Origin of the sequence: Leptospira kanakyensis (assembly GCF_004769235.1) — a bacterium.
Lineage (GTDB): Bacteria > Spirochaetota > Leptospiria > Leptospirales > Leptospiraceae > Leptospira_A > Leptospira_A kanakyensis.
Genome location: NZ_RQFG01000022.1, coordinates 20,953 through 47,087, shown reverse-complemented (window position 1 = coordinate 47,087; position 26,135 = coordinate 20,953). Strand labels below are relative to the sequence as shown.

At 35.6% G+C, this 26,135-nt stretch carries 15 protein-coding genes and 1 pseudogene; 7 read left to right on the top strand and 9 right to left on the bottom strand.

The window, feature by feature from the left end; all coding sequences use genetic code 11:
* Positions 1-25: 25 nt before the first annotated feature.
* Positions 26-547, top strand: coding sequence for a nucleoside 2-deoxyribosyltransferase (locus tag EHQ16_RS19255; RefSeq protein ID WP_135631811.1), 522 nt, complete (start codon positions 26-28; stop codon positions 545-547).
* On the opposite strand, the gene recD is transcribed toward EHQ16_RS19255, so the two are convergent.
* The 4 genes from recD to EHQ16_RS19235 all read right to left on the bottom strand — a co-directional run bounded on the left by recD (position 542) and on the right by EHQ16_RS19235 (position 11,249).
* Positions 542-2,329: an exodeoxyribonuclease V subunit alpha gene (gene recD, locus EHQ16_RS19250; protein ID WP_135631812.1), complete on the bottom strand. Its 1,788-nt coding sequence runs from the start codon at positions 2,327-2,329 to the stop codon at positions 542-544. The genes EHQ16_RS19255 and recD overlap by 6 nt on opposite strands.
* On the bottom strand, positions 2,326-5,937 hold the full coding sequence (locus tag EHQ16_RS19245) for a UvrD-helicase domain-containing protein (protein WP_135631813.1): 3,612 nt from the start codon (positions 5,935-5,937) through the stop codon (positions 2,326-2,328). Before EHQ16_RS19245 ends, recD begins: the two co-directional genes overlap by 4 nt.
* Positions 5,938-9,249: an exodeoxyribonuclease V subunit gamma gene (locus EHQ16_RS19240; RefSeq protein ID WP_135631814.1), complete on the bottom strand. Its 3,312-nt coding sequence runs from the start codon at positions 9,247-9,249 to the stop codon at positions 5,938-5,940.
* A gap of 278 nt (positions 9,250-9,527) precedes the next feature.
* The gene (locus EHQ16_RS19235) at positions 9,528-11,249 is read right to left on the bottom strand and encodes an alpha/beta fold hydrolase (RefSeq protein WP_135631815.1); all 1,722 of its coding nucleotides are present in this window, start codon (positions 11,247-11,249) and stop codon (positions 9,528-9,530) included.
* A gap of 169 nt (positions 11,250-11,418) precedes the next feature.
* Here EHQ16_RS19235 and EHQ16_RS19230 point away from each other — a divergent pair, with 169 nt between their 5' ends.
* Entirely contained in the window at positions 11,419-12,504 is a 1,086-nt protein-coding gene (locus tag EHQ16_RS19230; protein WP_135631816.1) for a helix-turn-helix domain-containing protein, read from the top strand.
* 55 nt (positions 12,505-12,559) lie between these two features.
* Here the strand turns inward: EHQ16_RS19230 and EHQ16_RS19225 are convergent, their stop codons facing one another.
* Both EHQ16_RS19225 and EHQ16_RS19220 read right to left on the bottom strand, forming a co-directional pair.
* On the bottom strand, positions 12,560-15,934 hold the full coding sequence (locus EHQ16_RS19225; RefSeq protein WP_135638921.1) for a hypothetical protein: 3,375 nt from the start codon (positions 15,932-15,934) through the stop codon (positions 12,560-12,562).
* Positions 15,931-16,899 carry a hypothetical protein gene (locus tag EHQ16_RS19220; protein ID WP_135631773.1) on the bottom strand — a complete coding sequence of 323 codons (969 nt, stop codon included), beginning with the start codon at positions 16,897-16,899 and terminating at the stop codon, positions 15,931-15,933. Before EHQ16_RS19220 ends, EHQ16_RS19225 begins: the two co-directional genes overlap by 4 nt.
* An 849-nt stretch (positions 16,900-17,748) precedes the next feature.
* Between EHQ16_RS19220 and EHQ16_RS19215 the strand changes: the two genes are divergently transcribed.
* Together EHQ16_RS19215 and EHQ16_RS19690 are read left to right on the top strand one after the other, a co-directional pair.
* Positions 17,749-17,976 (top strand): hypothetical protein, encoded by a 228-nt coding sequence (locus EHQ16_RS19215; protein WP_135631774.1) that lies wholly within the window; start codon positions 17,749-17,751, stop codon positions 17,974-17,976.
* 51 nt (positions 17,977-18,027) lie between these two features.
* Positions 18,028-18,200 (top strand): annotated as a pseudogene (locus EHQ16_RS19690) (IS481 family transposase); the annotation flags it as partial.
* Positions 18,201-18,379: 179 nt separating this feature from the next.
* Here the strand turns inward: EHQ16_RS19690 and EHQ16_RS19210 are convergent.
* The 3 genes from EHQ16_RS19210 to amt all read right to left on the bottom strand — a co-directional run bounded on the left by EHQ16_RS19210 (position 18,380) and on the right by amt (position 22,381).
* Entirely contained in the window at positions 18,380-19,699 is a 1,320-nt protein-coding gene (locus tag EHQ16_RS19210) for a type II toxin-antitoxin system HipA family toxin (protein WP_135631775.1), read from the bottom strand.
* Positions 19,692-20,045, bottom strand: coding sequence for a helix-turn-helix domain-containing protein (locus tag EHQ16_RS19205; protein WP_135631776.1), 354 nt, complete (start codon positions 20,043-20,045; stop codon positions 19,692-19,694). The genes EHQ16_RS19210 and EHQ16_RS19205 overlap by 8 nt, the downstream gene beginning before the upstream one ends.
* A gap of 248 nt (positions 20,046-20,293) precedes the next feature.
* Positions 20,294-22,381, bottom strand: a complete 2,088-nt coding sequence (gene amt / locus EHQ16_RS19200) for an ammonium transporter (protein WP_135631777.1) — start codon at positions 22,379-22,381, stop codon at positions 20,294-20,296.
* A 353-nt stretch (positions 22,382-22,734) separates the two neighbouring features.
* On the opposite strand from amt, the gene EHQ16_RS19195 reads away from it, so the two are divergent.
* From EHQ16_RS19195 to EHQ16_RS19185, 3 genes are all read left to right on the top strand, one after another.
* Entirely contained in the window at positions 22,735-22,962 is a 228-nt protein-coding gene (locus tag EHQ16_RS19195; protein ID WP_135631778.1) for a DUF167 domain-containing protein, read from the top strand.
* 113 nt (positions 22,963-23,075) lie between these two features.
* Positions 23,076-23,789 carry an ABC transporter ATP-binding protein gene (locus EHQ16_RS19190; protein ID WP_135631779.1) on the top strand — a complete coding sequence of 238 codons (714 nt, stop codon included), beginning with the start codon at positions 23,076-23,078 and terminating at the stop codon, positions 23,787-23,789.
* Positions 23,786-26,134, top strand: a complete 2,349-nt coding sequence (locus EHQ16_RS19185) for an ABC transporter permease (RefSeq protein WP_244242159.1) — start codon at positions 23,786-23,788, stop codon at positions 26,132-26,134. The genes EHQ16_RS19190 and EHQ16_RS19185 overlap by 4 nt, the downstream gene beginning before the upstream one ends.
* Position 26,135 lies beyond the last annotated feature (1 nt).

The window sequence follows — 26,135 nt, the reverse complement described above, 5'->3', positions numbered from 1 at the left end:
CTTTCGGCTCCAGATAGAATTCATTATGCAGACTATCTATCTTGCGGGCCCGGAAGTTTTTCTGGCGAATGCTTCGGAAGTTCTTACTAATGCGAAAACTCTCTGCGCATCATTTGGGTATCGTGCCTTAACTCCCTTTGATGGTGAAGTGACAGATAAACAATTACTTGATAGGGCAAATCAAATTTTTTTAGAAAACGTTTCTATTATTGATCGTTCTGATATAGTCATTGCCAACTGTAATCCCTTTCGAGGTGCTTGTGTTGATGATGGAACATCTTTCGAAATCGGTTACGCTTTTGCAAAAAGAAAAAGAGTTTTTGGGTATTTGAATGATAAACGGATCCTTCCCGAAATCGTAAAATCAAAAATTCCCACAAAACCACATATTTCTGGTTATGTGATTGATAGTGATGGGTATTTAGTAAATGAAGATTTTGGAAATAGTATCAACTTAATGTTGGAATTTTCAATGATACATTCTGGAGGTAGTTTGGTTTTGGGAAATTTAGAGTCTGTTTTGAAACTCCTAAAAACTCTGTCATAACTCAACTCCTGTATTTCTTTTTCGAAATGTTTCTAGGCCTAAATTCCAAGTTTGGTAGTCCCCCATAAGGATTACTTTTTTTTTGGCTCTTGTTACTGCGGTATAGAGTATTCTGCGATTGAGTAGGGGGATTTCTTCGGAATCGGAATCAAAAGAAAAAATTGGGGGGAGATACAATAAGATGGTATTGTATTCAGACCCTTGGCTTTTGTGAACGGTTAAAAAGAAAGCCGGTTCATGTTCGGGTAAGGTGTCCAATGCAAAAGAATACAAACGATTTTCGATAGGAAATACTGCTCTTAGTTCGGAATTTATTTTTAATACAAGGCCAATATCACCATTAAAAAGTTTTCTAATTTGATCATTTCTTTTGATAATGATAGGCATCCCTTGGAAGTAAAAAGATTTAGCCAAATGTCTATATTCTATGTTTGGCGAATAATTTTGCGAAGTGAGTTGTTTTTTTGCGAGATTTAAAATCCTCGTCTGTATAGAATCGATTCCGTAATATCCGTTTCTTAGAATGGTCAAACATCGGTATTCGGAAATCAATTCATCTAACCTGTTTTTATTCTCTGGATTTAAGAGATCATTTATCTGCCATTGGAAATCCAAAGACTTGATCGCAGTGGGAAGAAAAAAATCTTTCCATAAAAATTGGATGAGGTCATCACCCTTCCAGTCGTGATAAATAGATGGGTTCGTAGGAGTTGGTTTTTCTTTCTGTAACCAGAGGAAATCATCCGCTTTGTTTATTTGATTAGGTTCTATTACTTTCGGAGTAGGGAACTCGGGATTTGTATTTGTTTCTTCAAAAGAATCTTTTACAAGTTCTGCAAATATGCTGAACTGTGAAGAAGCAGAAGATCGATGATTGGTTTTTAATTCAGAAACAAATTGCCCTTGTTTTCTGAGTTCTTTCAGTAAGTCTGCTAAAACCTCTCCTTGTCCTACGGATGGTAATTGGTTTGGATCCCCGAGTAAAATTAAATGGGTATTGTCACTGATTGAATCCAAAAATACATTCATCAGTTTCAGATCTACCATTGATGTTTCATCCATGATGATGAGGTCATATGGTAAATAACGTTTTTCTCCATAATACAGTTTTGGGTCGTTAGGGAATATTTTTAAAAGGTTATGAACAGTTTGTCCTCTTAATGAAGAAGTCAATGCAGCCGTGTTCGGGAAAAAACTCAAATTTTTTTGAATGGATTCTGTAAGTCTTTGAGCAGCTCTTCCTGTAGGTGCAACAAGGGCAATCCGATTTGGTTGTGGCAGTTTCTCGAGTTCGTCTAACAGTTTTAATATGAATGAAACAACGGTCGTTTTCCCTGTTCCGGGACCTCCCGCAATGACACGAAAAAGTCCGGTGATTGATTCAATCACTGCTTGTTTTTGTTCCATAGCCAGCGGGTTTCTAAAAAAAGATTCCAATTTCGAAATCAATGGTTCTATTTTTGAAAGATCAAGTGTACTGGTTATGCGATCATTTTTACGGTTTGTTAATAAACGTTTGATTGCCAATTCAAAGTGCAGTTTTTCTTTGTAAGTTTTTTGAAAAAAAAGTCTTTCTTCCTCTCCAATTGTTTCTAAATGGAATGGAAACTGGTTTTTGAAATTTTTAATCGCAGGAGAATCGAATGAAGATAAATAAAGGTCTCCGTTTTGATTGGTTTCAATTAGCTGTGCGATCAAATTTTCATGATCTTTGGGTATATGAGGGAAGTATGTGATGATTTCTTTTGCGATTTCTAAATAAGGCAATTCTCTTTGTTTCATAAATATAATTTCTCCAAACTAAGGGACGCATCACGAATGTATGATAAAATTTCTTTCCGTATATTGGCGAATGTTTCCGAAGTCCATTCCATTTGTGAGGATTTTAGATCCGAATATATTCCCGTATTTTTTGCGATCCCCATTCCACGAAGAAATAGATAATAAACTCCACCGAAACGATTCAATGCAAGTTCTTCTCCATAAAGTGAAGAAAGGTAATCATAGAGGATAAGAGCATACACTGACTTTTGAATGAGGTATCCTTTTTCAATCACCGCAGATGTTACTGCGTTTGTATCATAGTTTTCATTCGGCAAAAGATTGGACTTGTAATCTACAATATAGTATTTCTCGTTTTTACAAAAAACTAAATCGATCGCACCTTTTAGATAATTTTCGAATCCAGGTGTTAGTTTAACTTCTGAGTTCTCTAACATTTTTTGGACATACAGATGGAATTTTAATTCGGAAGATCTTTCTTCTAGTTTTAATTGGCTAAGAGAAAACGTTCCCCCATCGGCGAGAGTGATTTCTGCAGTCATGGCTCGTTTCAAAACTTTCACAACAATCATGTCCAGAGTTTCTTCTGCATTTTGTTTTGCTTGGATGGGATATTGCCGAAAAGACTCCGAATAGGCCCAGATCCAAGAAGGATGTTCGAGTATGGATTTAATTGGGAGTTCAAAAATAGAAAAATCGCATAACTCTAGTATGCGATGGAGAAAATTCCCTACTTTAGAGCTGGATGGTAGATCAGTTTTTGTTTTGGTTGGTTCAGGTTCTAAAGGTTCTTCAATTTCTTTTGAATTCTCTTCGTTTGTTTTGTTTAGAGTATTTTGCGAAGTTTGTAAACTTGTATAACTATGTTGTAAGAGTATCCTTCCTGATTTGATTTCTATGGGAAGGAATATAGGATTCAGGTTCTTCGCCTCAACTTGTGATGTTTGGTTTTTGTTATTCGATGGTTCAAATTCGTTGGATTTTGGTTGATTGCGAAATAAAAAATAGTTCCCTTCTGTTCTATGGTTTAAGTTGGATTCCTGAATTCGTTCCAGTTCTTTGTATAAGATGTTTCCATATCCAGTTTTTTTTGTGAAGTCTGTTCCCCAGGATAGTTTCGGTATGTACAATCTTAGGTTTGGTCTGGTGAGGGCAACATATAGAAGGCGTTTTTGTTCATTTAAAAAATGTTGAAACTCCAATTGTTTACCGGCTTTCGAATCCCAAAGGTTTATGATCCACCTTCTTTCTGTTTTATGGTTCTCTTCAATTTGTATTGGATATTCATAATTGTTTAAACTTTGAGGTCTAGTTCCAAAATAATATAAAAAGACAATAGGCCATTCTAACCCTTTGGAAGCATGGATAGTCAGAATCTGAACGGCATCATCTTCTGTTTCGCGATCAAAAAGAGGTTCTTCTTCAGGTGAGGTTTTTTTCTTTTTGAGTTCACGTAATTCATCCAACAATTCACTAAGGTTCGCATCGGATTTAATTTGGAACTCAAGTAATCTTTGGAAAATCTGCCTATAATTGGTTCTTTTCCTTTCCCATTCCAAATCTTTCATTTCATGACTCCAAAGAACCTTGGTTTCATCCATTACAGATCGAAAGAATGCGGCATATCGATTGTCTCGTATTAGTTTCAGCCAAATATCGATTAAAGATTTTTCATACGAATCGATAGAATGTTCATTGTATTTTGATAAATTTTCTGATCTCACACCGAATAATTCAGAAAAAAGGATTCTTTTATAAGAACGAGAGCTGTTTGAATCTATCAAACATTCTAGAAGGTTTTCAATTTGGTCGGCTTCTTCTGATTGGAAAATTCCCCTTTGTTTGTATATGGAACAAGGAATTCCTGCTTTCGATAGAACCTTTTCTACAAGTTCTGTTTCATTTTTATTACCACATAGAATAGCGATGTCTTTTAGTTTTACTCCTTCAGGAGTAGGGCTGTTTTTTTTAAAAAAAGATAAGGATTGTTTTTTTTGTTGGAAGGATAGAATTTCATTTTTAATTGATTCTGCCCATTCGGATCTAACTCGACTTACGTTAGGAAACTTATCTGGATATTGGATGACATGGATTCCAAATTCGTTTGGATCCGCATAACGATATTTAATTTCCGTAATGTCTGGGTGATTTACAGGATGGTATTGGTAATTTTCTTTTTTCGAACCTGGTTCTTCGATTGGGAAAAAACTAGTTTCGCCCAATGGTTTGGTTTTATCATAGAAAAGAATGTTTAATCCTTCGATGATTTCTTTAGTAGAACGGTAATTAGTTGATAGACTATCTTTAGAATTCTGAAAGTCACCAGCTGCTTCCAAATAAATTCCAATATCTGCTCCTCTAAATCCATAAATACTTTGTTTGGGATCGCCAATACAAAACAACATGCGACTTTTGTCTTTTGGATCCATAAAAAGAGAACGAAAAATTTGGTATTGGTTTTTGTCTGTATCTTGAAACTCATCTAAAATACATACTTGGTAACGTTCTTTTAATGAAGTGATGAGCGATGGGTTTGGCGAAGTCACCACGGATTCATACACTTTTAGAATCATTTGATCGTATGTAAGCGCATCATTTGTTTTTAATTGCAATTTTGAATCTTCGACTAATTGAAAAACGGTTTCTTGTAAGAACCACTTTTCGTCCAAATCCATTTCGCCAATGGGAAAGGTTTCTTCAAGTAAGGCGATTAGGTTTGAAATCTTTGATTGAACAACTTCTGCTTCTTTGGTTAAATTTTTAACAATATTCTTCCCAATTAACAAAAAATAAGCGAATCCTTGGTAAACTACACCTTCTGAAGTCCTTTGCAAACTACTAATTCTTAGTAATTCGGATTTGAGAGTTTTTAAATCTTTTGATTCAATCGCCGAAACAAATGAATTGAATGAACTCCAATTTTCCATCCATTTGTTTAAGGTTCTTTTATCTCCTTGGTTTAAGATGGAATCGCCGACCGATCCTTGTAGTGATAGAATCAGTTGTTTTAAATTTAATAAAATGATTTCTATATTTGGAGAAACAAACCTTTCTTCCAAAGTCAAACTTTTCGGGAAATAATAGTTTTTGGTATTTGATAGAAGTTTTGATACGGCAAAGGTAATCGAAGATTCATTTTCTAAGGTTTGTGATTCGATGAGAATATTGGCAAGTTCCGATTTTTCTTTCCCACCCCAATGGTTTCTTTTTAATTGATAAAAACTATTGTTAACAATTTCATCGGTGTTTGTTAGTCGAAAGTTTGGATTGTTCCCAGTTTCAATCGGGTACTCTTTTAAAACCATATTACAAAAACCATGTATGGTCGAAATGGAAACTTGATCCAAGTCCCTTAGGTATCGATAAAAAGCTGGATTCTCTCCAGAATTGATTAGTTCTAGAATTTTTGTTTTGAGCCTTGCTTTTAATTCACCGGCAGCTTTTTCCGTAAAAGTAAGGATGAGTGTGTTAAGAATTCGATTTTCAGATACGTTGTTTTTTACATCAAACTCCATAATCTCACCTAACATTTGCATGATAAGGTGGGTTTTTCCTGTTCCTGCAGAGGCTTCAATAAACTTGGATTTTTGTGCTAATGGATGATCCATTTATTGGAATCCTTTCTTAAGAAGAGGTAAAAAAATTGTCCATACAGAACGGAGTGAGAATTCATCCAATAACGTTTTTGTATACGGAGAAAGTTTCATTAGTTTATTTTCAAAATGTAAAACGGTTTCTGATTCTTCCAGAAGAAACTCTTTCCATAAAGGATCAATCGTATCAGGGTTTTTTTCTAATTCTTCTAATGGATGTTTCGAAAAGAATAGATTCAGACCTGCATTAGGAATGTACTTGGGAGTTGTATCCGTAACCAACTGGTAAACTGAATTGAGATAAGATTTACAATCTGATGTCGGAAGATTTGAAAAATCCAAAATACTTTCATTTTTAAAATCTCGCGAATTAACAGGAAGGATCACAAGTTTTTTATCCAAAGTTCGAAACAAACAAGCACTTAGAAAAACATTTGCCATTTTGCCTAAATAATCTTTGAGATGTTCATTTGGTTGTTTCGGTTTGTCGTATAAACTCCCCGAAAGAAACCAGTAAAAGATCCCATCTTTTTCGATCAGATTTTCCCATTCTCCAATGATCGAGTGAACGTCTGTTATTTGGTAAGAATTCATTTTTGTGCAATCTCTTAGTCCTGTGTCACCGATAGAAACTGCTTTTAAGTATTTTAATTGGTCGTCTGAATGGAAAAGTGATTCCTTTAGAAAACGGAATCGTTCCGTGATCACTTCTAACTCATCCAATAAAATTTTGGAAGATACAATGTGAAAGGCTCCGTATGGAAACTCTGCTTCTTTTTCTTTTTTGCGAGTGTATTCTTCTAGGTGGGTTTGAATTCTTTTCCTATCCCAATTCCATTCTTTTTCAGTCACTAAAGATTCAGTAAAGATAGGTATAAAAATCTTTTTGATCGTAAAAATTTCTAAGTGATTTAATTGGAATGGTTCTACTTCGAGTTCTTCCTCTTCCTCCCAAACTTTTCCAAAGTTTTCAGATAAAGAACTTAAGATTGGGTTTTTTAATCCATTTGTTAGTTGTTGGATCGAAATTTCATTTTGTGTTCTTTGGTTTGTCTCCAAACTGTCCAGAGAATTTGGATCTGTGAAGTTTGGGTTTTGTAGGTTTTGGCTAGACCCTCTAAGATTTTTAACGTTTCTAACATAGTCAAATGAAGGGATGGGGTTTGAATCATAAAATCGACTATATGATGTTAGTGGCAGTTCAATTGCTTCTTTGATCCCCATTGTGGTCATCACTTCGAAAAGAGTGGAACATGGCTCAAATTCTTTATCTTCTAATGTGTTTTTACCAACATAGGAAAAGGTAATACTTTCTTCTGCTGAGAGAATTGATTCCCAAAAAAGTGATTCTTGGATTTCTCTTCGGTTGAGATCCCAAGGTTTGGAATCGAATCTACGTAAATTGAATCTAGATCTATCCACGGAACCAGGAAATTTTCCTTCACCTAATCCTGCGATATATACATGTAAAAAAGGAATAGGGCGCATTGGTTGTAGAAGTGAAACTGTAACACCTTCGGTTAAGTAGTTTCCTCGATGCATTGGTATGTTCGAAAAAACTTCTTCGGTGATTAAGGATATCATCTCTAAAAAATCTTTTGTTTGGTTCCAATCTTGATGACACCAAGAAGAAACGGCACGTAACCATTGATTTAAAAAATTACGTTCATTCTCCAACTCACCTTCGAAGTGAAACAATTCTTGGAATAGAGATTCTAAAATTGAGTAACGTTCCTCTTTTGGAGTTTTTAAGATTCTTTCCTTCAAAGTTTTTTGAACTTTTTTAATCCGATTCCATATTTCTACAAAGTGAATCACAGTTTGGTCGGAAGAAATTTCTTTGGTCACAGTTTCTGTTTCTGCCCATGCACTATCAGAATCTGAAATCATAGACACTACAGCACGTTTGAGACCGAAGGAAATTGTATACGGGTTGTATTGGTTTCCTTCTTCATAAATTGAACCTAAAGAATCAATTAAATCTAAAACTTTTAGAGAAGAAGATTCATCCTCTTCATATCCTTTTATGATGAGAGGATTTTTGAATAAAAAATGAATGTCATCTTTTTCAAATCGATCGTTGGTTATACAACGGAACAAGGTGGATAATGCCGAATATAGTTTTGAACTGTCTTTGGCCACTAAATCCGTGATTGAATATGGTATTTTCAGTAATTTCGGAGAACTGTCTTTTTTTTGAGAACTATAAATCCCGCCATCAAACACCCATTCAGCGGAAGAACGATATTCATTCATATCAGGAACAAGGATAACAAAATCAAGCAAACTAAGTTTGCCTTTGCTCAGACTAATTTTCCCAAGTATATCATGGGCAATTGATTCTAATTCACGATATACAGAAGGAGCATTCCAAACCCTGACTGTTTGGTCTTCAAGATAGTTCTCCTCTTTTGGAGATTCTTCTAATAAAAACGCTTTTAACTTCGATAACATCCCACCGCTAACAAATTTTGATTTTTGTTTATTGTATTTATCTTTAGCAAATTCTTTGGCTAAGTAGGATTGTGGTTTAGAAAATTTAGATAAGTAGTTTTTATTTTTTTCTGAAGGTTTTCCTATGATTTTTCCATTGTGAAATTGATAAATATGGACATTAAATTTCGAGTTTTCATCGGTTGCAGTTTCTTTTAAAAAATCAATATAGGTTCCAGATAAATTCGAAAGACAAAACAAGTGTAAGTCGCCACTCAGCGGTAAGTTTTTCCCTTCTTCCAAATATCGAAATAGATTTTTTGGTTTGGATGAATCTTTAAAAATTTCAGTATATATTTGTTTTTCTAATCCCCAATACGGATCTTTTTTTAATTCATTTGGAATGGATTTTTTTTCTTTGTTTAGATCCAACCAGTCCTTGATCCATTCTTCTCGATTCAATTCATAATCTTTAAAATATTTGGTTAGGACATCAGAGAGGTAATATAGTTTTGGAATTTCTTCTAAATAAGTTTCAATTTCTGGAAAATCTTTTAAGATTTTTTTTTGTTTTTGATAGAGGAGAGCAAAACAATCTTTTTTTAAAGTATCGTATTGATAAAGAGCAGTTTCTTCTTCGAAAGGTTGTATATTCAAAGATTGGAATATGGTTTTTAAAATTGCTTTTTCTAAAAAGGTAAACTCAATATTAAGAGAAATCTGCGCTGAATTGACTTTTGGAAGATTTAGTCGTAACCATGGAATTAAATTTTGATTGGGAACAACAACTAGCGGTCGTTTTAGTGGATTTTTTTTCTGGTCTTCCTTAATTTGTTTCCCAAGTTCTGTGGTGATATCCAACAAATGGAGGCCAGCATAATAATGTATTGGCAACGGGTTTCCCTTTTTCGTAAATCATACTGATTCTTGACTCGGAACCACCAAAGTCTATTCTTAATCAAGTTTAAATTTAGGAAAATGAAAAGAGTGGGGCGCCATTTCCGGCTATCCGCTGCAATCTTTCGCTTTGGCGAAAGGATTTCCGCTACTATCCGGGGCGTTAGAATTTATATATTTTTTAGAAAAAAGGGAGAGGAAATCCTCTCCCCATAAGTTATCTAACGATTTATAGGTGAATATGGTGACAATTCAAGTCTACGTATGTACTTCGATCATTCACTTTCAAAACGAAGAGTGGATGCTGTAGAGGTACTGTGTTTAAACGTCGTTGTGTATAAAGAAACAGGTTTTGGGACTGCATACATTGGATCAATGTTGTCAATCGCAAGTGCAAGGCGACTTCCTACTGGAAAGTCATGAGCTACTGCTTGTAAATCAACATTCAAATCTGTATCTTTTCCTTTTACACCAAATAAGGTTGCTGTTCCATGAGAGATCAGTTTGCCCGTTCCCCAAAAGTCAACTTCATATAGATAGACCACAACATGAGGTGCTGTGTCTGAACTATTGATTCGTCCTTTGTAAAAAGTACGCCCGCGTATTTTGAGGACACTTGTCAATGGGTCAGAAATATAAACCATTGCATTGGTGCGATCAATCAAATTGACATTGGTTGTTACAGGAACAGATACTGCTCCGTCCAAAATTTCTGAAAGAAGAGGGACACCGGTTGTAGCACTGGTTCCACCAGAAAGAATGGTATCGTTGCCGTTTGTTGTATTCGCAGTGGTTGTGATTTTACCAGGGCTAAGAATTCCCATAGGTCTCAAATGGTAAGTTCGTTCAACTTTATTTGGATTGGGCCAAGCATAGTAGGTAACTCTGGATGAAGAAAACCGTTTTTGAATGGAAACTTTCGGTTTAGTCATGATTCCATTTTGAACTCCCTTCAACCAATAATCAAACCAGTCATAAGCATTGGTCCAAACATAATTATCAAGACCAAGAATTCCGCCTACTTCAGCAGTGGCATGAATTCCATTATTCAAATCTAATTTTTTAGGTACTGTGAGTTGTTCAAAGTAAGGAAGGATTTGGTTTGGTTGGAAAAGATTGTCTTGTGAGTTATTAGAAATGTAGACCGGTTTTCCTGCCGCATTTAATGCATTTACCGCACTGTTAGGTGATCTTTCGCTCGCCCATCCCAAAACAGTTGCTACATCTCTTGTATCAAGAAGTTTCCCAAAGTTTTCAGCAATGACTGGATCCATTCTTCCTGTGATATAACCTGCAGTGACAAGTAGTAATCCCCAGACAAGTCTTGGTGTTTGGTTTCCATAAAGTGAATCTGGCAAACTTCCCCAACCACTCATCGCAACAGCTGTTTTGATTCTAGGTTCTTTGCTAAGCCCAAGAAGAGAGATACCGGCACCATAAGAAATTCCCGCAATACCAATGTTTGCCGGATTTACAGGAGCATTTGCGAGTAAGAAGTCAATTCCTTTGGAAAGGTCTTCCATATCTTTTGGTCCTGCAACGTTAATCAGTCCACCAGATGTTCCGAAACCTCTTGTGTTGTAACTGAATACTACATATCCTTTTTTTGCAAGTTTAGCTGCCGGTACAATGTATTCATACTCATTGAGTGCCCAACTGTTTACAAAGATTACAGCAGGGAAGGGGCCTGTTCCTGATTTTGGAATGAAGAGGTTCCCTGTAATTTTGACACCATCATTACTGAGGTAGGAGATGTTGTCGTTAAATGTGAAACTTCCATCATTTTCTTTTGCAAATGCAGATTTGATATCTCTTGTATTTGCCGCATTACTTAACTGGAGGGCTTCCGGTGTTGCTGAGTCACTGAAGTTTGTTCCGTTTAACACACCGAGTACGGCTGCGTTACCTTCTTTGTTTTGGTTTCCATTTTGCCCGCAAGCCACAAGAAGGAAGACCCCAAGTGGCAAAAGCAGACGATAGATTTTTTGCTTTTTCATAATTCGCCTCTGAATTGACTCAAATTTACCATGAATACGCCTAATTGGCGTCTAAGATGGCGATTTTGGACGATTTTTTAGGTCTAATATCATGATTTTGTACTAATTCTTTGTACGGAAAGCCTCCAAAGGGTTGACGGATGCGTGCATTTTGTCCGAATTTTGCAACATGTTCGAGTTTTTTGGTTCATGGCTCCAGTTTGGGGCCTGGTATCATTTCATTTTAGGAATCGGTATCCTAGTGAAAGAGAAGGATTCTAAAGGATTTCCCTTTGCCATGATTGCTGCTTTCTCTGGTGGGATTCTGATCATTTACGCTTATCGTTTGTATGTTGGTTATGAATTCGAAACAGCCATTTTGAATCATGGTTACGTTCCTATTATTTTTTTGATCCCTGGGAGTATGCAGTACACGATCGAACAATTTCTCAGTTCAGAACCCATTCCTTTTGGTGGATTGAAACGATTGTATCCAACTTTTATCGTAGTGCTTCTACTTCTTCTCATGCAATGGACGACTCCTCATCTTCTCGTACAATCGATGAACAAAAGTTTTGCGGGAGCTCCCTTTTCTATTCCAGAAATGATTTCTGCGATCGGATGTGTTTACTGGGTGGGTACTTTTGTTTGGATGATTTACCAATATAGAATGATTCTTTATCGGAATCCCAATAAGGAAGCAAAACTAGGAGTACAAGTTTTGGGAATGATTCTGAAAGGTAATATTACTTTTGCCAGTTTCATCTTTCTGAGTACGTTTCTTCGTTGGCATACAGGAATTTATTTTACAGCGGGACTTGCTACACTGATGGCAGTTGTGGCTTTTATTGGAACGGAAATCAACCATCAGTTGTTTAAGGATCTATTGCCAGAACTTCGTCAGTCCTATCGAACTTCTCGAATTCTAAATTTAAATTTGGAAAAATTGAAACATGACTTGGATACTCTACTCACTGTAGATTTTGTGTATCGCGAAGAAGATTTGAATTTAGCTAACCTTGCTGAAAAACTAGGAATCAAAGATTACCAACTAAGTGAATATATCAATGCTTACCTTGGTATGAATTTTAATCGATTGGTGAACGAATATCGTATTGCAGAGGTTTGTCAATTGATTGAAGGAAATCCAAAGGCCAATTTGTTATCACTGGCTTACCAAGTAGGTTTTAACTCCAAAGCCAATTTTAATTTAGCATTTAAGGCATTCAAAAAAGTTTCCCCTAGTGAATATGCAAAGTCCGTTGGGAAAGGGTAAAGGTTATAAAATCCCCAAAACTTAATATAAAAGCTGATGGGGACTTTTTTCGTTATTACTTCTTTGTTTTAGGTTTTTTCTTAGAAACCGTATAACCTAAAGTAAATGCCATTTTCCAGATCATTTCCAAATGTTCTCCTGCGGAAGTGATACTCGATTCTGTTTTGGAATCAGGTAATACAGAATGTAAATGAAACTCATTGGTTCCGAACCTAACTACATCGGGAGTCATATGAATCCATGTATGCCAACTATATTCTCTGTGTTCCGGATAAAAGGTGAGTAAAATGCCCGGTTCTTCTATCTTTGGCATTGTTGGAATTTGATTTTCTAATTTTCGTCTGGCTGCCAAATCAAACATTGTACGTGTTTCTGAATTTGGTTTTGTTTCTTTCCAATGTTTTTGGATCAAATCATCTCCTTTTTTCCCAAACCATCGCAGGAGAAGTGGTAGCCGCAGTCCTAAACTTTCTTCATAGATACTGGAATCGTATGATTCATGATTTGTCATATCTAATCGATTTTTGATCACTTGCGAAATAATTTCAAAAGAAGATTCTCCATCTAACAAAAAAAGGCGAGCCGCAAGTAAATCTTGCCATACATACCATTCAGGACTTGGATTTTCCAATTGTGTTTTGATTGTATTTGAATCCATTTTAAAAATCTGATTCCATTTGATCGACTCGGGTTCCATAACTCGCATGAATTGTAATAGATAAGCCTTCCAAGAGGGAGCTACGTAAGGTAGATTGAAAATTTCTATAAAATATGGATACACTCCTCGACCTTGAATGAATAGGGCTTTGATGGCCTCCCAACGGTCGTAAGAACCCGAATATTTATATTCATCCAAGGAATATCTTAGAGATTCAACAAGCCACGGACCTCCATAACGCACAACATCCTCATGTTTATATTTGCTCTCTTGAATTTTTTCGAATACATGTTGGATGCTATACTTTTCTGGATGGAGGATTGCCTCTGGTAACAAGGTTTTCTTTTTGGAAAGTGCGGAAGCATACTCATCGGAATCATCAAATTTAGGTGCCTCTGTACCAGTGAGTGTTTCCCAAGCGCTCCTAGCCTCTACTTCAATATAACTCCAAGAGTAATCTACCATAGGATTTGGATCAGCATAGATATGATACCAAAGATAGTCTTTGAGTTTGACAATTTTTTTCTTTTTAATACAACGGATGATTCCATAAACTCGGATCTGATCTCCTTTGTTTCCAAGAATCCTTTCCGCGAAATTCAAATACTCTTTGTTATCTGGTTCCAAAAACAATAGACCTGCCACATAACATGCCTTTAGGTCAATCGCAATTCCCGGATCATTGGATTTATCAGCTTCTGTAAAAAATTTGGAGAGTTCTGGTTTTGCTTTTTCTGGCTCCATTTTCGCCCAAGCAATGGCGGCTTCGGAGATATTAATGATTAGACGTAATTCTAAATAGGAGCCCTTATCTTTCCCTTTGATTTGAAAACTCTTTTTTAAATAATCCTCAATGATTCCAATATGTTCATTTAAACCTAAATGAGCACATACAGCAAAAGCATTTCCTACACTCATTCCAAAGTATTTAAAATGGTCACGATAAGTAAAAAGTTTTTTAATTAATTCAACAGAGACTTCATCTAAAGTTAGAATTCTTTCTTGTAAGGCTTCGTTCAAATGAGTGTAGGCGGTGAACATGTTATTTAATGTAGGGCCTTCTTTTTGAACCTTTTGATTGATTTCTTTTACATTGTCAAGGGTCTCGAAAGTACGCCATGCTGCATCAGCTAATACGGATCTGGATTCTTTATGATCACTATTGATTAAAGCCTCTACAACGTATTCCATTCTTGGGTCATCTTGTTTGAGTTTATGAACCGCTTCCCTTAGGGAGATCATAGCTTTGTCATCATCCAACATGCCGATAGTTTTTGTGATTCCACAAAAAGCTTTTTTATTGTCTGCATCATACTTCAACCCTTGTCGAAAGGCTGCATTGATCACAGTAGAAAGTCGTTTTTCTAATTTTTCTGGATTGTAAGGCCAAGTATTATAAGCACTATCCATTCGTTCTCTAAAATAGTCTTCAATGACTCTTTTTAGGTTAGGATCTTTTTTGGATATTTCTTTTAGAATGGTATCATGTGTTGTCACATCATCTGGATAATCTTCTATTAATTGAAAGAGGTCTGAATCTGTTTTCATTCTAGATTCTAACTCTTTTTTGGAAATGGTTTTGAGATTCGATAACCCTAAACTATCGTTATATAACTGGACGTTTTTTGGTTCAATTTGTTTTGGATCGGCATTACCAAATGTTTGGGTTCTAATTTTTTCTACTTTTTCGGATGGAACATTAAATAGAGTTTTTAAGTTTCCATCCAAATACCCAAGTATATGTTTACTAAGTGTTGGGATAATTTTCCCTTTCGATTTAGTTGCAAGTTTGATGGTCTCTCTACATGCATCGTCATTTTTGAGATAGAAGTGGTGGATGATCCAATAAGCAGCCAAGTTTGGATATTTTTTGATTTCTGGTTTTTCCTCTTCCCAAGTAGTATAAGAGGGTGCATCTGCTAATTTTTCGGTAAATGCATAGGCGGGGTCACCATAACTATGCCCGAGTAACCATGCTGATCTTTCAAACATATCTAATGAATTATGATAGATAGGTTTGTTCTCATAAATTTTAGTAGCTTCCTTTTCGAAGGATCGAATCAAACTATCTTTAATTTTGGATACTAAAATTGGTTCTTTTTCTTTTTTGTCTGAATTTATTTCTTCAAATTCCTCATCTTCTTCGTCATCATAACTTTCGTTAGTTTCGTTTGTCCAATTATCTGCAATAAAATGGCTGATCGAATAATAAGGTAAATTTTCTAAAACTCCGATCTCATGGTTGTAATGGTTTACTTCTATGGATTCCTTTTCATTTGGTAATAGATTGATCCAACAGGTATCGCCACCACCGTCAGAGGCAAAAGCATAAGAACCATTGAATAAAAACATAAGCCCGCTATAAGTACCAACTAACCAAGAAAGAACCTCTTCAGGATCCTTTATTTTGATTAATCTTTCTGTAGAAGAGATAGCATATTCAAAACCACCTTCTTCATTTTCCTCCATTTCTTCTTCTTCGGCGGAGTGGTGATCGATCATATTCCAAACATCCGCTACTTCATACATAATGGATTTATAAGCTTTTTTTAAATTTTCCCATTCTAAAATTTCTTGTCCAGGTTTGAAACCATACATAGATTCGAAGTCTTTTAAAAAACTTTGGTCTAGTTTGTTTTTAGTTTTTTCAACTGCCTTCTGAAAAGTATCGCGCTGAGATTGAAATACCAGCATCCGATCCATGATGATTTCTTTTAGGTTCCCAGAGTAAAAATCTGCTTTTTGTAAGTTTAGTTTTGTATTTTGTTTCATGACGCTAATTCTTGATTGATAATATAAAATGATTCCGAATAGTGATTTCCGAAAATTTTAAACCAGAGGTCTCCTGAATTGTCTTTTTCAAATCTTAGAACATTTAAATCAGGGGTGATTTTATGATACAAGGGGTGTTGTGTTAAGGTCAGTGTATCTAAATTAAAATTTAATAAGTGTTTTTTTGATGGGGTTTTGTTTCGTTCTTTGAGGAGTAAAGTAAGGTTTGAATGGTCATCAATGGAAATATCTAGAAATTCTAAATAAGATCCAAAATAAGATTTCATTGTCTCATCATATAAATCTAATATATGTTTTAATTCTCCATCTTTGTTTCTTACTTCTAACTTTGAATCGGAATATAAAAAGATTTTATCGGAGTTGATTTTCACATTCATCGGAGTTCCACTGGTTGAAAATTCCGATATAAAGTTTCCTTCTAAATTTAGAATGTAAGCTGTTTCTAGATTATTTTCAGTAACTAAAATTCTGTTGTTACTGATTTGATTTAGATTCCGCAGGTTTTGAAATTCTAGTTTTGAGTTTAATATTTCCCAATGTGTTCCATCCCATTTATGGATTTGTTTTCTTCCACTTGTGTTTGCAAATATTACATAAGTATATAAACCAATATTTAATATTTGATAAGGTGCGGAATTTGTTAATTTTGGAGAAGGTAAGTTAAAAAACTTATCATCGTTGAAATAAATCACCGAATTAGAAGTCCCGAATGAAACGGTATCCGGATTGGAGTGGAAAGGATTATCGCTTGCTAGGTAAATTCCAATGGGGAATTCATAACGAGTAATTTCTACTCCATCATTTTTATAAAGTATAGGACTTTGGTTCCAGGAACCAATCCAGAGGTTACCCAAACAATCTCGTTCGAACAAAATTCTTTCGAATCCAGTAATAATAGAATCTCTATGTAGGTTTTTAGTTACGTTGATTTTGATCTCTTGCATATTGTTTCTTAAAAACTTTTAATGCAAATTGAGAACTATACCTCTTTAGGCAATTTATTTTTTATTTAAGTGATTTTGAATTCAAACACCATGAATATCACTACAAGTAAAGATGTTTCGTCTTAAAATCCACATCGCGAATATTAGGATTTTTGAATAAGGTAAGTCTCATAGAATTCTCTAAGACAAACTTTGAAATTAATTAGATTTTATATGAGAAACAATTCTTCCGTAATTGTTATTGTGGTGACCTTCAAGGTGAAGGCTTTTTCTTACAACAGTAGAAGGCTGAACTCTTGAAAAAACAGAGCAAATTAATCCACCAACGGATAAACAAATCAATGAACTTATAAACTTCGAAAAAAAATGTTTGCTTGAAACCGAGAAAGATGTGTAATGCGACCAGTTGGATTTGCTAAAAATGGTTTCTCTAATATGACTTCAGGAGGAATGTATGGTGGTTTTTAGATTTTTATTTATTCTCTGTTTAATCAATTTATATTCTTGTACTGGAAATTTTTTCCCTAACGATGAAGAAACGGGAGAGGCGGCGAAGCAAAGATGTGCTGAATCGTTACTCGCATATAATTCTCAACAAACAAAAGGTCGAGATTGTGATTTATGTTTAGTAGCGATTCTAAGATTTTGTAATCATAAGAATTCTGAACAGCTGATCAATTTTTAATAATTTGATGCCTTGATACTTCCCAACCAAGTCAGAAGGAACGAATCGAATGATGTATGTGGATGGGAATCCAATGGTCAATAAGGACGAAAGTGGGCATTCCAAGGTGAGCAATAGTACTCAAAAACATGATGGTGAGAGTCCGAATACTGCAGGAAGTTTTTATGGAAATTAGAAATAAAATTATTTATTTATCCTTCTTTGTGTTGTCTTGTAATGGAGATTTTTTCCCTAATGATGAAGAAACAGGAGAGGCGGCGAAGCAAAGATGTGCAGAATCCATTTATTTTTATTTTGATCTTGCGGGGAAAGGAAGAACATGCGATATTTGTTTGCTTTCCATTTCCATAGATTGTAAACCAAAGAAGTCCGGTCAGTTAATTAAGTTTTAATATCCTTTTTATACTTCCAGAAGGAATTCAAAATTCTTTACCTGCTGACCATCAGCGAAAGTCGACAAAGAAGTTGGTTTAGAGGAAATCTCAGAGAGGCATGTAAAGATCCATTTTTATGGAGTATGTCTTGGCGTGATCGACTTATATACGTTAAGGGGAAATTGTTGCATTTTAAAAATCCAATGCCATCCTCATTACCGTCTGAATCGGAATTTCTGTGATCCTTTTTGTAAAGTATGTATAGAAACAAAACTGTAAAGGATGTACGAGTACACTCAAGCACCTGTCACCTGTTATGCGACATAATCTATATTCTCGGAAGTTGAATCTGATGTTGTCATCTTTGGATCTAAATCGAAGAAGCTACTGTTTTTATCAGATAAGATGAATCCGTGGAAGTTTATATTGTCAGATTCTTTTTAATTTCTTTTTGTAGAGCTGGAGTAACGTTTGCTTCGGCAGCATATTTTTTCCACTGCGAAACAACTTCTTTTGTTTGTTCAATGATGGCTTTGATTTGAAAGTTTTTTAAATCGGCTTTTTTGCCCAATTGAACCAAATCATCATTGAGAAACTTTTCACGTTTTCCATTGATACTCATCTGGTGTCGGTTTGTCCATTGCCCATTGGGATTGTAGCTATAGGTCATATCAAATGCTGGTGACAATTTCCAGTTTCCATGTTTGTCCATTAAGAAAGCTATGTTTTTTGTATGGTCGTCTTGGTTACGCGCAATAACATTAAATATAGCTCTTCTAAATTGTTCTTCTAACGTTGCCCTTGTATTCTCCCCAACCACTTTTCGAATGATATCCATGGTCTGTTCATAACTATGAGCACCTGCCATATTAAAATCATAATGGGCTATGGCGCAAAGAGATTGCATATGTAGTTTTTCACCGCCCTGATCTCTGTCAAAACGTTTGGTCATAAAATGATAACGATTGTTTTCTTCTAGTAACCTTGATTCCATCATTTGAATTCCACAATCTAACGCCATGCGGTAGTAAGCATACTCAATATTACCGAAACCTTGTGGGTCATTTAGTTCTTTGTCTTTGTTGTTTTGGACTCCATCTAATTTCAGAATCCAATAGGAGAAGTCATCTGTAGTTTTAACTTGTCCAGATCGAACTTCTCTTGTTTTTTCATTGTAAGCAATGATACATTTGGCTCTTGCACCTCCTGCAGAAGTGCCAATCGTAAGTAAACTCGTCAATGATTCATTCAGACCTTTTGGATTTGTAACTTTTAATTTTGTTGAAAATGTTTTTCGATGATTTAGAATTTCTGATGCCAAATGAACCATTTCAGCAATCTCAATAGGAACATTTTTGGTTTTTAATTTATAGGTTGCCGGTTTAAATTCTAAGGCACCCATTCCACGTTCTCCAATATAACACAACCTTTCCACTGGGTTGAATGATTTTATATCCCTTCTCATTGCTGAAAGCCAGGCATCAATCAAAGCATTTCCGAATTTATCGGGAAGGGAATCAGCGAGCATACCCGGTAGACCTTTGAATGTATCAATACTTAGATTACGAAATGTATAGAGTGCCCGACTTTTTGGCATTAGAATGGGAGAAGGTTCAACAGGCGCATTTAGAAATTCATTATCATACTCAAAAGATGCAAAGTTTCCTTCTTCGTTCCACGAAACATATCCAACGAGACTACCCCAAAGATATACTTTTGCTAAGGTCACAGGTTCAGTCATTCTGATTCCCCCAAACCCATTCCTTGTTTTTGTTAGGTGATTTTTGCTTTCGAACTCTTTGTCTAGGTTTTTTGGATTTCGATTTCGCAAGGAGTGCCAATGAAAGATTAGAGTCTCTGAATGTAAGTTGAAACTCGTTTAATAAATCTAATTCTTTCAGAAGAGAAAGTAAATTGAGTAAGGAGATATTTCCTTTTCCCGTTTCTAAGCGAGCAATGGAGGAAGCTGAAACTCCACTTTTCGAAGATAATTCTTCTTGTGAAAGTTCCATCTGGACTCGCCTTCCTTTTAGGGAAGTTCCAATCTTTTCCAAAATTTCATATAAATTTTTGTCCGACCAGTCCATTTTAAATAGTAGTATATGATTGGTTATACTTAAATCAAGCAATAAATTATCATATATGCTATATTATATATAAGTTGTTAATTATCCGTATATGAAGAATTATCGAGCTAAAATAATTTATACAGTCATATATGACTAATTATTTTAGTACAGCTATCGATCATTTAATAATAAAAAATGGATTGGGCAGAATTGCCTGACCCATTCATCATCCATCTTTTATTATCCTCTGTTACTTTAGGTTCTTTCTATGTAGCAAATTGGAAGTAAGGCAAACTATCCTCTGGTTCACGTATCCTTTGTTTGACGAGAAAGGTTTTAATTTTGCCTTTCCCTTTGACTTCGATTTCTCCCCTTTCCTCCAATTCAAAATCGGATTGGATTAAATTCGCAGTTGATTCAGTAATTTGAATTTCATTCGGTAGTCCATGTGATTCCATTCGCGATGCTAAATTCACAGCATCACCCCAAATATCATAAATGAATTTTTTGGTCCCAATCACACCTGCCACTACAGGTCCCGTATTGATTCCAATACGCATACTGAGTTTATGTCCACTTTTTCCAAGTCGTAACCTTGAAAGTAATGATTTCATGTCCCATGCCATATGTGCTGCAAGTAAAGAATGAAATTGATCTGGAGTTGGCAAACCAGCAACAGCCATATAAGCATCACCAATTGTTTTAATTTTTTCTAATTTATACTTTTCAGCCAAAACATCAAAGTATGAAAAAATTTCGTTTAGAATTCGAACTACAGCTTCTGGTTTCATACCGGATGAAATTTTGGTGAAACCAACAATGTCAGCAAATATCACAGATACTTCGGGATAACTATTGGCAATTAGGCCTTGTTTTTCTTTTAGTTCTTCGGCAATTGCCTTTGGTAAAACATTTAACAATAGTTTCTCGGCTCGTTCTTGTTCATTTCTTACTTTTTCGTATGCATTGGCAATTTCGATTCGGGAATCTTCGTTTTCTTTTAAGGTAGAACGCACCTTACCCAATACCAGATTGTATCGTTCTGCAATTTGCCCCACTTCCGTAAAGGGTTCTACGGGAACATCTAAAGTTAAATCACCCGTTTTATGTTGGTAGTCCATTGATAAAAATAAATCAATAAGTTCCGTTGTTGCTTTATGTTCAGATATATTCAAACCCATCCTTTCTTCCGTTTCATCCACCCGCAGTCGATAAATCCGGTTTATCCCTTTAAAAATAATGTAAGAGACTCCAAAGGAAAAAATACCTACCACGAAAGAACCCAAAACTTGGATTAAGATAAAATCCAATCTTCCGCTACTCATCCCCAAGGTTTCCACATCTCCAAAAATACCAACTGCTAGTGTTCCCCAAAGCCCACCAACCAGATGTACTGGAACTGCACCAACCGCATCATCAATTTTCCATCTTAAAAGTAACTTCTCTGCTGGAATGGTAAGTCCACCAGCAATCATACCAATCATTGCGGCTTGTTTTGGATCTACACAATCCGCACTAGCAGTGATGGCTACAAGGCCCGCCAAAGATCCGTTTAATGGTGAGATTGCTTCTGGGTATCCTTTGACAATCCAAGTCAAAAACAAAGCAACCATCATGGAAAACCCTGATGCAATGATGGTATTTAGTATCACTATCGGAACAGAGCCATTAAACGCGAGGGTACTCCCACCATTAAAACCCATCCATCCAAACCAAAGTATAATTCCACCGAGCATAGCCAATGGAAGATTACTTCCAGTCACGGTGGATGGTTCACCATCTTTAAATCTGCCTAAACGCGGTCCGACAACAAGAAGAAGCGCTAAAGAAACCCAACCTCCAACACTATGTACTTGTGTGGATCCAGCAAAGTCATGAAATCCCAATTGTTCCAACCAACCACTTGAGGATTCAACAAACGTTCCTCCCCAAACCCAATGACCTACAACAGGATAGATGATTCCAGAAATAAGAGCTGTTGCGAGAAGATACGATGGAAATTTTAAACGTTCTGCGACGGCACCAGAAACAATAGTAGAAGAAGTTCCGCAAAACATGAGTTGAAACAAAAAGAAAGTAGGAGGCCAAGCATTGTCTTTGGGAAAACTAGGTAAAAATAAATCGGTTCCAAACAAACCATGAAAGGAAAATCCAAACATAATTCCAAATCCGAATAAATAAAATAGAAGAGTGGCAACCCCAAAGTCAGCTATGTTTTTAATGGCAACGTTAATTGAATTTTTAGCGCGTGTTAGTCCAGATTCTAATACTAAAAAACCACCTTGCATCATCAATACAAGTCCCGAACAAACTAGAACCCATAAAATATCTAATAGATTTTTTTGAACCGACATCCCTACCCTCTACATCAAATTTTATTTAGATGGATCTATCTAAATGATTTAATCAAAGAGAATGATTTTAGTCTCTTTCTGTCCAGCAAGTCGAATTCTAATTTATTTCACCTAACAACCATTTTAAATAGATAAGATTCAATCAAAATTCATTTGAATTTGTTTACAATATGAGCAACTTGCTTAGACTTTGTTCCAGCGCCACCGATCGTAGCGGAAATCCTTTCGCGAATGCGAAAGATTGGAGCGGAGAGCGGGATCGTTTCTCTAAAAAATATCGTTCACCAAACGGATTCGAGGCGCCCAAAAAAATCCTATTGGTTTAGAGAACGAATCATTTGAATTAAGATTTTATGAAATTAACAGTAAAGGTAAAACCAAACAATAAAAATCCAGGCATCGACTTTATTACTGAAACAGAATGTATTGTCCGACTAAAGTCTCCTCCAGTTGATGGGAAAGCCAACGAAGAATTGATCGCACAACTTGCAAAACACTTCAAAGTTCCAAAAAAAAATATAGAAATAATATCGGGGTTCACTTCGAAAACAAAAGTAGTTTCAATCTTCTTTCGGGATTGAGAAAGATCAATCCATCGATTCAAAAAAGGGCAGAATTTTCAGTTCACAGAATCCAATCCAAATGGCAAATTTGTAGTTTTAAGAGTTTTTAATTTTTATCTGGAAATTTTAAAATGAAAAAATCCAAAATTCTCCTTCAAACTAAAAATCTTGGTAAAACTTACCAAGTTGGTGAAGTTCCATTAGTGGCACTGCATTCGGTAAATTTAACATTTAATGAAGGTGAGTTGACTGTAATGTTAGGCGCTTCTGGTTCAGGAAAATCAACTCTTCTTAATATCTTAGGGGGACTAGATACTGCAAGTACTGGTGAGGTTTTGTTCCATGGCAAAACATTAACCTTAGAAAATGATGAAGGCCTCACTCTCTACAGACGGAATCATGTTGGTTTTGTTTTTCAATTTTATAATTTAATCCCAAGTCTTACTTCTGAAGAAAATGTTCGTTTGGTGACGGATCTCTCTGATAAATCAATGAGTCCGTTGGAAGCGTTAACACTAGTAAAAATGGCAGAGAGAAAAAACCATTTCCCTGCCCAACTTTCTGGTGGAGAACAACAAAGAGTTGCCATTGCAAGGGCTATCGCAAAAAAACCTGAGTTATTACTTTGTGATGAACCAACAGGTGCACTTGATTTTAAAACTGGACGTATTGTTTTAGAAGCAATCACAGGTATCAACAAGGAATTAGGAACAACAACCATTGTCATTACTCATAACGAATCCATTGCTCAAATTGCAGATAGAATCATTTTAGTGAAAGATGGAACGGTTATCTCTGATTCCTTAAATGCACACAAAAAACCAGTATCTGAGGTTAGTTGGTGATTGGGAAAACTTTAAATCTAAAGTTACTTCGAGATCTTAAATCGATCTCCATGCAAGGATTAACCGTTGGACTAGTAATTGCGGCAGGGATTAGTTATTTTTCTGCGTCCTGGGCGGCATATTTTTCTTTATTAGATGCCAAATTAAATTTTTACACCAAACAAAACCTATGTGAAGGTTTTGTATATTTGAACAGAGCACCTTCTTACATTGAATCCAAAATTGTTTCTCTCCCAGGAATATCCAAATTCGAAACTAGAATTTCCAAAGAAATTGTTTTGGATTTGGAAGGCGAAGTTTATCCATCCGCTGCACAATTAGTTTCATTGCCAAAACATATTAACACTTTATACCTAAAAAACGGCTTTTTACCCAAACAAAACGAGGATGTGATCATTAGTGAAAATTTTGCTGTTGCCAACAATTTAGGGCCAGGTTCTGTTTTATCATCCATCATTGGAGGAAAACGTGTTTTCCTCCATGTAACGGGCGTTGGTTTGTCTCCTGAATTTGTATATGTTTTCCGTCCAGGAAACCCTATGCCTGATGACAAACACTATGGAATCATCTGGATGAAACGGGAAGCGATGGAGGCTAATTTCAATTTCGAAGGCGCCTTTAACCAAGTAGTTTTCCATTTTGCATCCGAAGGCGAAGAAAGATTAAGAACAATAAAAGACTTGGACGTTATCTTAGATGAGTTTGGAGGATCTGGTGCCAAAGAACGCAAACGATTGCCATCAGATTCTTTTTTAAACGATGAATTTAGGCAACTTAAAACGACAGCTGTTTTTTTACCTGGAATCTTTTTAGCCATTGCCGCTTTTTTATTACATATCATATCGAACCGATTGATTTCAAAAGAAAGAGAACAAATTGCAACCTTACGTGCATTGGGTTATGGTTCCAAAGACATTATCATTCACTATTTAAAATTAATTACCTGCATAACAGCAGTTAGCAGTGTTGCCGGAGTTTCAATTGGTTATTTTCTAGGGAACGGACTCACTGAACTGTACGGAAGGTTCTATAAATTCCCACAATTACTTCCTATTTTTCCTCCACTTTTAGCCCTATTCAGTATTGGTTTTGGAATTTTAATTGGCGGGATTGGGACTTTTATTTCTTTACGAAGTATCATCCAACTAGATCCAGCACAAGCTATGCGACCTGCTCCACCCGGCGCTTACACTATCTCTTTTTGGGAAGGTTGGATTACTAATCTTAGAACAATCCATCGAATGGTTCTAAGAAATCTATTTAAACGTCCGACTCGAACGATTCTCACAATTTTAGGTTTATCGACTTCGATCATGATTATGATTATTGGAAACTTCATCCAAGATACTGTAGGTACATTATTAGATTTACAATTTAATACCATTCAAAGAGAAACTCTGACTTTAGTGTTTCGAATCCCGGTAGATGATTCCATTCTATTCGATATCAAAGAAAAGAAAGGTGTATTTTTGGCAGAAGGACAAAGATCCATTCCAATCAAAATCACAAAGGATAGAAAAACAAAAGATAGCATTCTAACAGGGATATCAGAAGGATCAGAACTAAGACGAATCTTAAATCAAAATTTACAACCAATTGATATTCCCGTGTACGGAATCATGATGAATACCGACCTAGCATTGAAAATGGGAATCAAAAGAGGAGAAACCATTACCATTGAAACTCTGGATGGCGAAAAAAGAAAAATTCCTGTTGTAGTTTCTGCGTTTGCCAATGAAATTCTGGGCCAGGGTGTTTTTATCAACAGGGCAAATCTCAATCGAATTTTAAACGAAGGAAACTTAATCAATACAGCTCTACTAAAAACAGATCCTGAGGAAGATAAAAATTTAATCCAAGAGTTTAAAGACAATTCATTAGTCATCGGCTTATATTCAAAATCCGCAATCCTAAATGGTTTCAAAGAAGTGATGCAAAGATCACTACAATCGACTTCTATCATTATTTTAATATTTACAATTATTATTTCCATTGGTGTGATTTACAATACTGCGATGATCACTTTATCCGAACGAATTTATGAGTTGGGAAGTTTACGAATATTAGGTTTTACCTTAAAGGAAGTTTTTGAAATTATCGCTTGGGAGCTCATTTGGCAAATACTGATAGCCATTCCCGTAGGTTGTTTTTTTGGGAACCAATTAGCAAATCTGATATTAAATAGTAACGAAACAGAAGGATTCAAGGTTCCAGCCGTCATTTATCCTTCAACTTACTACTATTCAATTCTTTTGGCAATAACCACTGCCCTGATCAGTTTTGTGATTGTATATAGAAAATTAAAAACTATGGACTTATTAAGTGTATTAAAAGTGAGAGAATGAC